Here is a 9,985-nt window from a genome sequence, read left to right as displayed (position 1 = left end):
CACGCCAAAGCTTACGAAGTGCTTCCAACTCGGCCTTTGTCACGGTGATCCCTCCATGACTGGATTCTGGAGGGGATCATCTCGCAGAAGACGGACTGACGCCAGGTGTGCGCTATTTGACGCTCACCCCACATGTCGGACGCTTGAGCACCTGCGTCTCTTCCACCGTTTCCACCGTCACGGTATGGTAGCCCTTCAGTAAGCGTAAAATCGCCCGGGTGAGGACGTCAGTCTGACAACTTATTCACAGCGCCTTTCGAATCGCTTCCGGCAGGCTCGCTGACCATGGCAGCAGGACATCCAACGCGTCCGGGCTGTCCAGGTCTGTGTTCGGCAGCCGCTCAAACAGATGCTGCAGATATGCGAACGAGTTCAGACCGTTCTCCTTCGCCGTCTTTTCGGCATGAAAGTGACCCAGAATGACGAAAAAACCGCGCCGTAGCGCGGTTCGTACCCTCGACCCAGGGGTCTAACTGTCAAACTTGAGGATGATGTACTCCCCGTCCACGAATATCTCCAGGCCGTCGCCTTTCTCAATCCCCATCGTCCGCCGCAACTCCATCGGCAGCACGATCCGGCCCAACTCGTCCAGTTTCCGCACCACGCCTGTCGACCTCATGGTATCCTCGCCTCCACGAGTCTTGCCAAAAGATGATGCTTAACTGCCAACTCGCACGACGCCCGACGCCAACGGTTATTTGGCCGCATCCGCCAAATCCTCAAGGTCCACTTTCCCGATCCGGCCATTGTCCATAAACTGGACAACGGCGAAACGTGGCATGAAATCCTCGTCGAACGCGCGCACTTTGCAAACGCGCCCGCAGTGTTTCTTCTTGCGAGGGTTGAGCGGGGCTACTTGATACGTTCTCCCCAATTCAATCAAGGTTCTGCGAATGAGCCTGCGGTCCTTTGTTTCCGCGAATACTTCCAAACATCCATCGGCATCTTTGGAATCCATGACGTGGTAATACACCGCCGGCGCATCGTCAAGGATGACGTACATTTAATCCACCTCCAGGCCCTTGTTGAAGATTTCCTGTCGGAGTTCCTTCAACCAGTCCTTCTCCGCCCCGTCCGCCTCGAACAGCGCCAGCGCCGTGTACGGCGGAATGTACACCATGTCCGCGTCAATCCGCACGTACCGTTCCGCCGCGGGCTTCTCCCGCTTCGGCCGCGGATAGAAGTCCGTGCAGCACCGCCCAATTGGCGCGTCCTCCGCGGTGCGCTGGTAGTACGCCGCCTTCGTCGGCGTTTGGTCTTCGCGAAGTGACGTTCAGAACTTCGCTTGCCATGCCGTGCCGAACGTCCCGTGCCTGCAGACGGCATATGAAAACCCCTCCTTCGCTGGAAAAGGAGGGGTGTACAACGTCATATGGTCTGCCTCCGTCATCGGGTGTCCATATGCTGCCCGCCTCACAAGAACCTCCGCTGTGTCCGCTTCCCGTCGCACGTGAACACCACGTCCCGCCCCTCCACCACCGTCTGCAGGTGGCACGGTTTCCCCCACAGTTGCACCAGGTACGGGAGCACCTTCTCCAGGTGCTTGAGGTCCAGCTCCACCCCTTCGTACGCGTGGCGGATGTAGAGCTCGCCGCTTTTGTTGTGGTCCCCGTCTTCCACGTACAGCACCGGGATGCCGCCGTTCACCCGGGAGGCCACGAGGTGGTCCCGCACCTTCTCCCAGTCGGTCTCCACCACCCGCCACTCGTTGCCCACCTTTTGGTACAGGTACAGGTCGAGCTCTTCAATCAGCTCTTTCGTCAAATAGTTGCGCAGGAACGAGACGTCCGACTCCGTCTCCCGCACCTCGAACATCTTCGCCCGCCCCTGCCCCGGCTGGCGTCCGTACCGCTCGCGCTCCTCCTTGGTCGGCTCGTTCCACCGCTTCTCGATGTGCTCCCAGATGGCCAACCCCAGGTGGTACGGATTGATGCTCATCCGCGACGGCAAGACCACCCCCGCGTGCATCTTCGCGAACTCGACGGCCTCGGCCTCCGTGAGGTCGAGCTCGCGCATGATCCGCAGGTGCCAGTACGTCGCCCAGCCTTCGTTCATGATCTTGGTCTCCAGCTGCGGCCAGAAGTAGAGCATCTCTTCCCGCAGCACCGACAGCACGTCCCGCTCCCACTCCTCCAGGACATGGCTGTGCTCGATGAGAAACAGCATCAGGTCCTTCTCCGGATACGGCGGCTTCTTCTGCCCCATCCACCGCTCATCTCCGCCGCGATCCAGCCGTACCCCGCGCTCAGCCTCCTTGCCGCCCGCCACAGTGCTCGCCGCCGAAATTCCCCCGGCCGCCACATTTCCTCCTGCCGCGCCACCTGCCGCACCGCCAACCGCCGCGCCACCGCCCACCGCCTGGCCAACCGCATCCCCCGCCGCACGGCCGTCGAGCGCCCACAGGTCGTCGTACGGCCCGCTCCGCCGCGCGGGTCGGTCGTCCGCCAAGGCGCGATCGCCCGCCCGCTGCCGCCTCTCCCGCCACCGGCGCCCCATCTGGCCGTGGCGCGACGCGTCCACGTGCTCCTGCAACGCCAACCCCGCGTCGAGCAGCTTCTCCACCCGCGCGCGGCCGTACTCCAACTCGTAACGGCGGATGCGCTCGGCGTTCGCCGCCATCCGCTCCATCATGTCGCGCGCCGTGCCGGCGAAATGGGCGTTGTTTTTAAAGAAGTCGGCGTGACCGAGGACGTGGGCGCACACCGTCTTGTTCTGGATCAGCGTGTTGCCGTCGAGCAGAAAGGCGTAGCACGGGTTCGAGTTGATGACCAACTCGTAGATCCGGCTGAGACCCAGGTCGTATTCCATTTTCAGGCGATGGTACTGCTTCCCAAACGACCAATGGCTGAACCGCGTCGGCATCCCGTACGCGCCAAACGTGTACAGGACGTCGGACGGGCAGACTTCAAACCGCATCGGGTAGAAGTCAAGCCCGTTTCGCTCCGCGATGTCCATCATCTGCTCGATGCTGCGTTCGAGTTCCGCCATCTCGCGCGGGTTCATGCCGGCCTCACCCCGCCTTGGCGCTGGGAGAAGAACGCCCGCAGCGCCGCATGGACGTCCGCCTTCTCGCGGATGACGAACGTGCGAAAGTGCGGATGCGTGATCTTGCTGTACGCCGACATCAGGGTGCTGGCGCGGTTGTACTGGTTGACCTCCGCATACCCGAACATCTGCGAGATGTCGCACAGCTGCTGCACCAGGCGCACGCACCGCTCGTTGTCGGACGTCAGGTTGTCGCCGTCCGAAAAGTGGATGGGATACAGGTTGTAACGGGACGGCGGGTACTCCTTTTCCACCAGCCGCAGCGCGTACTCATACGCTGAGGAGCAGATGGTGCCCCCGCTCTCCCCCTTGGTGAAGAAGTGCTCCTCGCTCACCTCGTGCGCCTCGGTGTGGTGCGCGATGTAGCGGATCTGCACCGTCTCGTACTTGGTGCGCAAAAACCGCGTCATCCAGAAGAAGAACGTGCGGGCGCAGTACTTCTCGAACAGCCCCATCGATCCGCTCGTATCCATCATCGCGATCACGACGGCGCTCGACTCCGGACGCTCGATCTCCTCCCACGTCTTGTAGCGCAGGTCGTCCGGAAGAATGCGCAGCCGGCCCTCCGTTCCGCCGCCCGTACCCGCTTCCCGCTGCTGCCGGCGGATGGCCGCGAGCAACGTCCGCCGCTTGTCGATGTTGCCCGCCAGACCCTTCTTGCGCACATCCCGGAAATCTGCGTCCTCCGCCGTCACCTGCTCCGGCGTTTTCGGCGCCAGGTTCGGCAGCTCAAGTTCCTCGAACAGCAGGCTCTCGATGTCTTCGAGCGACACCTCCGCTTCGTCGTAGTCGATGCCCGGCGCATCGCCCGCCCCTTGGCCCTGGCCGGGCTGCCCCGCATCCGGCCTCCCCTGCGCGATCACGTCCCCCACCTGGGTGTCCCCGTCGCCGCTGCCGGCCTGGCGGGATTTGCTGTGGTTGTAGCGGATGCGGTACTCCTCCAGGGACCGGATGGGGACCTTCACAATCTGCCGGCCGTTGCTCAGGATGATGCTCTCTTCGCTGATGAGGTCGCTTAAGTTCTGCTTGATGGCCTCCTTGACCTTTTCGCGGTGGCGTTCCTGGTCCTGTTGCCCCTTGCGGTGCAGGGACCAGTCCTCCTTCTCCAGCGTAAATCCGACACGCGCCATCCTTCTCCCCTCCTGCGCGTCCGCCCCGGCCCGGGCCGGGTCAGCGGTTGAGCAGACTCCCCACGTAGCGCAACAACTCGTTCGCACAGACAGGGCAGTAGCCGTGTTCATCGATGAGGCGGGCGGTGACCTCGTTGAGCTTCTTCAGCTGCTGTTCATCGGGCGTTTTCGTGGAGGTCGTGATCTTGACGATGTCCTTGAGATCGGCGAACAGCTTCTTTTCAATCGCCTCGCGCAGACGCTCGTGCGAGTTGTATTCAAACCGCTTGCCCCGCCGGGCGTAGCTCGAGATGCGGATGAGGATCTCCTCGCGGAACGCGCGCTTGGCGTTCTCCGAGACCCCAATCTGTTCTTCAATGGAACGCATCAGCTTCTCGTCCGGGTCGAGCTCTTCGCCGGTGATGGGATCGCGTACCTTTTGCCAGTTGCAGTACGCCTCGACGTTGTCCAGGTAGTTGTCGAGCAAGGTTTTGGCCGATTCCTCAAAGGAGTACACAAACGCCTTCTGCACTTCGGTCTTCGCCATCTCGTCGTACTCCTTGCGCGCGATGGCCACGAAGTTGAGCAGCCGCTCCCGGTCCTCCTTCGTGATGGACGCGTGTTGATCCAAACCGTCCTTGATGGCCCGCAGCACGTCCAAGGCGTTGATGCACGTGGTGTCGCTGCGGATGAGCGCCGTCGAGATGCGGTTGATGACATACCGCGGATCGAGGCCGGTCATGCCTTCGTCCGGAAACTCCTGCTTGAGCTCCTTGACGTCCGTCTCCTTCAACCCTTCCACCGTCTGGCCATTGTAGAGGTAGAGTTTTTTCAGCAGGTCGACCCCCTGCTTCTTCGACTCTTTGAGCCGCGTCAACACCGAGAAGATGGCGGCCACCTTCAGCGCATGCGGCGCGATGTGGATGCCCTTGAGATCGCTCTGGCGGACCAGCTTCTCGTAGATCTTCACCTCGTCGTCGACGCGCAGGTTGTAAGGGATGGGCATGACGATCATCCGCGACTGCAGCGCTTCATTTTTCTTGTTGGCGACAAACGCACGGTACTCCGCCTCGTTGGTGTGCGCGATGATCATTTCGTCCGCCGAAATGAGCGCGAACCGGCCTGCTTTGAAGTTGCCTTCCTGCGTGAGACTGAGCAGGTGCCACAAAAATTTTTCATCGCACTTGAGCATCTCCTGGAACTCCATGATGCCGCGGTTCGCCTTGTTCAGTTCGCCGTCGAACCGGTAGGCGCGCGGGTCCGACTCGCTTCCGTACTCGGTGATGGTCGAAAAGTCGATGCTGCCCGTGAGATCCGCGATGTCCTGCGACTTCGGGTCCGAAGGACTGAACGTGCCAATCCCGATGCGCAGTTCTTCGGAAAGGACGATCCGCTCGACCGGGACCCGCTCGATGTCGCCGCCAAATTCGGTCTCCAAGCGCAACCGGCACTGCGGGCAAAGGTTGCCTTCGATTTTCACCCCGTACTCCGCCTCAAATTCGTCCCGCAGTTCCGGGGGAATGAGGTGCAGCGGCTCTTCGTGCATCGGACAACCCTTGATGGCGTACAGCGCACCCTCGGGCGTGCGCGTGTATTGCTCCAAGCCGCGCTTGAGCAGCGTGACGATGGTCGATTTGCCGCCGCTCACCGGCCCCATCAAGAGCAGGATGCGCTTACGCACGTCCAGCCGGCGTGCCGCGGCATGAAAGTATTCCTCGACCAGACGCTCCAAGGTGGCGTCCAGTCCGAACAGTTCCTTTTCAAAAAAACGGTAATGGCGCCGGCCGTCTTCATCGATGTCAATCCCGGCGGCCGCAATCATATCGTAGATGCGCGCGTGCGCTGTCTTGGCGACCCCAGGATTCTGCCGAACAATCTCGAGATAGTCGACAAAGGTGCCCTCCCAACGGAGGGCTTCTTCTTCGGCCCGATATTGATGGAGACGCTCGAGAAAGCCCATAGGTCATCCTCCTTCATCCCGGGCCTGGGCCCGCCTGCACATCGCCTCGTCCGCTGCCGCGTCGCCGCGCCCGCCCGGAGACACCAGGCATGGCTGTTTACATGAACTATATTCGCGTTCACCTTGACCACATACCGCCAGTCTCTGCAGGTAAAGATTGAACATTCAAACGACTCATGCGGCCGATCAGCGGCACGACAGCGCGTGCGTATCACCACGCTATGCGCACGAGCCGCGGGATGTCCCGGCGCCGGACCCGCTTCCGGCCCGGCTCCGCACGGCAACAGACCCCGCACGCGTAACGGACTCCGTCCCGGTGCTCGCCGAGTTCGGCACCGGACTCAGCCCCGGTGCCGATCCAGCCAGTCGAGCGCCTCCGGCAACTGCCGTTGCCAAAAGCCCCAGACGTGCTTGCCCGGGGCCACGCGTGCGTCGATGTCGGCGCCATGGGACAAAAACAGGTCGCGGGCGAGGAAGTGTCCGTGATAAAAATCGAACACGCCGCTCTGCGTCTCCACCCGTGTCTCTTCGTCGCCCACCACCATGTATGCCGCCATCTCCGAGAACGACGGCATCCGTTCCAGCCACCTCACCGCATCCGGCGTGAACGCCCCCGAAAAGAGGAGGAGCTTGCGCCACAGGTCCGGGTGGCGCGCGTGAATGCTGACCGACGCCAAGGCGCCGAGCGAGACCCCCGCCATGAAGCGACCGGCGGGATCGCGCCGGACGGCGTAGCGCGTCTCCACCCACGGCCGGCACTCCTCGGCCACGAAGCGGACGTACGCCTCGTGGCGAACCCCGTCGACGGCGTAATCGTCGGTCCGCCGCGCCAAGTTCACCGCCATCCCCACGATGACGAGCGGCTGCAGGGCTCCCGCCTGCATCCGTTCCGTGGCGATGGTCGCAATCCGTCCGTGCGTGAAGAACTCGTTGCCGTCGTGACAATACAACACGGCGTACGGTGCGGCCTGCGGGTATCCGGGCGGCAGGAACACCTTGATGGTTCGATCCTCCTGCAAATGGACACTGTATAGGGTGTGCGTCTCGATGATGCGGCGCGGGCGGACGCCCGCTGGCGGCATGTTGTCCATCGCGCCGTCGCCTCCTGTCCATGTTACCTGTTATACACGTTCGTTCCGATATTATATAACAGAAGATATCCGTTGCTTTCGGTACCTTCCTCGACACGTTCAGCCGTGTATTATATTATGATATGGACCTGTATCAATCCTTTGCGCGCCATGGGCGGCGCCCGCGCTCTACGCCCTGCCCGCCCCGGGCGGGAGGTCGAGTCCAGTCCAGTCCGCTCGTCGGCCTCAGCCGAAGCTTCCTTTGTCCGGACTGATGCGAAGAGGTGAACGCATTCATGAGTACGGCATTAGGGTCCAAGCCGGTACCGTACCTGCAGGTTTTGGACACGGAAGGAAACGTCGTCAATCCGGATCGGATGCCGGACCTCCGCGACGAACAACTCCGCGAGTTGATGCGCCGCATGGTGTTCACGCGCATCTGGGACCAGCGGGCCATCCGCCTCGCCCGCCAGGGCCGTCTCGGCTTTTACGCCCCCGTCTCCGGCCAGGAGGCGTCGATGATTGGCAGCGAATTCGCCACCGCGCGCGAAGACTTCATCCTGCCCGGTTACCGGGACATCCCGCAGGCGGTCTGGCACGGGATGCCCATGTACCAGGCGTTCCTGTATTCCAAAGGCCATCAGCACGGCGGCCAGATCCCGGAAGGCGTCAACGTCCTCATGCCCCAGATCATCATCGGCGCCCAGTACGTCCAATGCGCCGGCGTGGCGCTCGCCTTTAAGTTAAAAGGAGAAAAACGGGTCGCGGTCACGTACACAGGCGACGGAGGCACGTCGCAAGGCGACTTCTACGAAGGCATCAACTTCGCGGGCGCATTCCACGTACCGGCGGTGTTCATCGTCCAGAACAACCAGTTCGCCATCTCCGTGCCCGTGCGTCTGCAGACGGCGGCGGAGACGCTGGCGCAAAAGGCCGTGGCGGCCGGCATCCCCGGCATCCAGGTCGACGGGAACGACGTCCTCGCGGTCTATGCCGCGACGAAGGAAGCGGTCGATCGCGCCCGGAGCGGCGGCGGCCCGAGCCTCATCGAGTGCTTGACGTTCCGCTTCGGCCCGCACTCCATGAGCGGCGACGACCCGACCCGCTACCGCACCAAAGAACTGGAGCACGAGTGGGAGCAGAAGGACCCGTTGGTCCGCTTCCGCCTGTTCCTGCAGCGCAAAGGCCTGTGGACGGAAGAGGACGAGAACGCGGTCATCGAAGAAGCGAAGAACGCGGTCAACGAGGCGCTCAAACAAGCTGAAGCCACGCCGCGCATGACCGTCACCAGCCTCATCGACAGCATGTTCGAGCAGTTGCCCGCGGACCTGCTGCGCCAGCGGGAAGAATTCGCGGCCGAGGAGGGCAATTGACGCATGGCGCAGATGACGATGATTCAAGCCATCAACCACGCGCTGGACCTGGAGCTGGCGCGCGACGATAAAGTGCTCGTATTCGGGGAAGATGTCGGAAAAAACGGCGGCGTGTTCCGCGCCACCGAAGGCTTGCAGGCCAAATACGGCGAGCAGCGCGTATTCGACACCCCGCTGGCAGAGTCGGGCATCGCCGGCTTGGCGGTGGGACTCGCCATTCAAGGCTTCCGGCCGGTGCCGGAGATTCAGTTCTTCGGGTTTGTGTTTGAGGCGTTTGACGAGATCGCGAGCCAAGCGGCGCGCATGCGCTACCGCTCCGGCGGCCGCTACCACTGCCCCATCACCTTCCGGGCGCCGTTTGGCGGCGGCGTAAAGACTCCGGAGCTCCACGCCGACAGCCTGGAGGGTCTGCTGCTGCAGACGCCGGGCATCAAGGTGGTCATCCCTTCCACCCCGTACGACGCCAAGGGACTGCTCATCACCTCCATCCGCGACAACGACCCGGTCTTCTTCCTGGAGCACATGAAGCTGTACCGGTCGTTCCGCCAGGAGGTCCCGGAAGACGCGTACACCATCCCGCTCGGTGTCGCCAACGTGGTGCGCGAAGGCAAGGACATCACCGTGATTGCGTACGGCGCCATGGTGCACACCGCCCTGCGCGCGGCCGACGAGTGGGCGAAGACCTCCGGCCTGCAGGCGGAGGTGATTGACCTTCGGACCATCAGCCCGCTCGACATCGAGACCATCGTCAAGTCCATCAAGAAGACGCACCGCGCCGTGGTGGTGCAGGAGGCGCAGCGGTCGGCGGGTGCGGCGGCGGAGATCATCGCCCAGATCAACGAACATGCGATTTATCACCTGGAGGGGCCTGTGCTGCGCATCACGCCGCCGGACACCGTGTATCCGTTCGCGATGGCGGAAGACGACTGGATCCCCAGCCCGCAGCGCGTCATCCGCGGCTTGGAAAAGGCCATGAACCTGTGAGGCTCGGAGGTGGAGGGCATGGGATTGTACGAGTTTCGCCTGCCGGAGTTGGGCGAAGGACTGCATGAAGGGCGGATTGAAAAGTGGCTGGTCCAGCCCGGCGACATGGTGAAAGAGGACGACGTCCTCGCCGAGGTGGAGAACGACAAGGCGTTGGTGGAGCTGCCGAGCCCGGTGGAGGGCAAGGTCGTCGAGATCAAAGTCCCGGCAGGCACCACCTGCGTGGTGGGCGACGTGCTCATCGTCTTCGAAGTGGCGGGCGAAGGCAACGTCGCGGCCAGCGCACCCGAGCAGGATGTGAAGACGGCGGCTGTGGCAGGCGCGGGGCTGGAACAAGTCACCGATCAAGTGGCGCGCGAACGCGTCGCGACGCCGGCGGCGGGAGGGGCGGCCGCGTCAGGGACGGCTGCGGCGAGCGCCACGGCCGGGACAGGCAGATCGGAA

General features: G+C 62.9%; 9 protein-coding genes and 2 pseudogenes. 3 read left to right on the top strand and 8 right to left on the bottom strand.

Translation table 11 applies throughout. The features are described 5' to 3' along the window. Positions 1–244: 244 nt before the first annotated feature. The 8 genes and pseudogenes from IEX97_RS12395 to IEX97_RS12360 all read right to left on the bottom strand — a co-directional run. Positions 245–397 (bottom strand): annotated as a pseudogene (locus IEX97_RS12395) (transposase domain-containing protein); the annotation flags it as partial. 84 nt (positions 398–481) lie between these two features. Then, positions 482–619 (bottom strand): annotated as a pseudogene (locus tag IEX97_RS12390) (AbrB/MazE/SpoVT family DNA-binding domain-containing protein); the annotation flags it as partial. Positions 620–694: 75 nt separating this feature from the next. Further along, positions 695–1,003 (bottom strand): hypothetical protein, encoded by a 309-nt coding sequence (locus IEX97_RS12385; RefSeq protein WP_188883417.1) that lies wholly within the window; start codon positions 1,001–1,003, stop codon positions 695–697. Further along, complete coding sequence (locus IEX97_RS13930; protein WP_268238349.1) at positions 1,004–1,138, bottom strand: hypothetical protein; 135 nt, start codon at positions 1,136–1,138, stop codon at positions 1,004–1,006. Positions 1,139–1,413: 275 nt separating this feature from the next. Further along, positions 1,414–3,003: a SpoVR family protein gene (locus IEX97_RS13625; protein WP_229776892.1), complete on the bottom strand. Its 1,590-nt coding sequence runs from the start codon at positions 3,001–3,003 to the stop codon at positions 1,414–1,416. Then, positions 3,000–4,175 (bottom strand): sporulation protein YhbH, encoded by a 1,176-nt coding sequence (gene yhbH, locus IEX97_RS12370; protein ID WP_188883416.1) that lies wholly within the window; start codon positions 4,173–4,175, stop codon positions 3,000–3,002. The genes IEX97_RS13625 and yhbH overlap by 4 nt, the downstream gene beginning before the upstream one ends. Before the next feature lie 40 nt (positions 4,176–4,215). Continuing rightward, a complete protein-coding gene (locus IEX97_RS12365; RefSeq protein WP_188883414.1) occupies positions 4,216–6,114 on the bottom strand; it encodes a PrkA family serine protein kinase in 1,899 nt (632 codons plus the stop codon). A 341-nt stretch (positions 6,115–6,455) separates the two neighbouring features. After that, positions 6,456–7,205 carry an alpha/beta hydrolase gene (locus IEX97_RS12360; protein WP_229776891.1) on the bottom strand — a complete coding sequence of 250 codons (750 nt, stop codon included), beginning with the start codon at positions 7,203–7,205 and terminating at the stop codon, positions 6,456–6,458. A gap of 275 nt (positions 7,206–7,480) precedes the next feature. Here IEX97_RS12360 and pdhA point away from each other — a divergent pair, with 275 nt between their 5' ends. The 3 genes from pdhA to IEX97_RS12345 all read left to right on the top strand — a co-directional run. After that, positions 7,481–8,557, top strand: coding sequence for a pyruvate dehydrogenase (acetyl-transferring) E1 component subunit alpha (pdhA, locus tag IEX97_RS12355; protein ID WP_188883413.1), 1,077 nt, complete (start codon positions 7,481–7,483; stop codon positions 8,555–8,557). A gap of 3 nt (positions 8,558–8,560) precedes the next feature. Next, positions 8,561–9,541 (top strand): alpha-ketoacid dehydrogenase subunit beta, encoded by a 981-nt coding sequence (locus IEX97_RS12350; protein WP_188883412.1) that lies wholly within the window; start codon positions 8,561–8,563, stop codon positions 9,539–9,541. An 18-nt stretch (positions 9,542–9,559) separates the two neighbouring features. Then, a partial coding sequence (locus IEX97_RS12345) for a biotin/lipoyl-containing protein (protein WP_229776890.1) occupies positions 9,560–9,985 on the top strand: 426 nt, incomplete at its 3' end.

Origin of the sequence: Paenalicyclobacillus cellulosilyticus, from assembly GCF_014647315.1 — a bacterium.
GTDB lineage: Bacteria > Bacillota > Bacilli > Alicyclobacillales > Alicyclobacillaceae > Alicyclobacillus_J > Alicyclobacillus_J cellulosilyticus.
This window is presented reverse-complemented; position numbering and strand designations above follow the sequence as displayed.

Bases quoted from the DNA above. Each gene is read 5' to 3' on its own strand.
- IEX97_RS13625 (WP_229776892.1), bottom strand. From the start codon at position 3,003: ATGAACCCGCGCGAGATGGCGGAACTCGAACGCAGCATCGAGCAGATG.
- pdhA (WP_188883413.1), top strand. From the start codon at position 7,481: ATGAGTACGGCATTAGGGTCCAAGCCGGTACCGTACCTGCAGGTTTTG.
- IEX97_RS12350 (WP_188883412.1), top strand. From the start codon at position 8,561: ATGGCGCAGATGACGATGATTCAAGCCATCAACCACGCGCTGGACCTG.
- IEX97_RS12385 (WP_188883417.1), bottom strand. From the start codon at position 1,003: ATGTACGTCATCCTTGACGATGCGCCGGCGGTGTATTACCACGTCATG.
- yhbH (WP_188883416.1), bottom strand. From the start codon at position 4,175: ATGGCGCGTGTCGGATTTACGCTGGAGAAGGAGGACTGGTCCCTGCAC.
- IEX97_RS12365 (WP_188883414.1), bottom strand. From the start codon at position 6,114: ATGGGCTTTCTCGAGCGTCTCCATCAATATCGGGCCGAAGAAGAAGCC.
- IEX97_RS12360 (WP_229776891.1), bottom strand. From the start codon at position 7,205: ATGGACAACATGCCGCCAGCGGGCGTCCGCCCGCGCCGCATCATCGAG.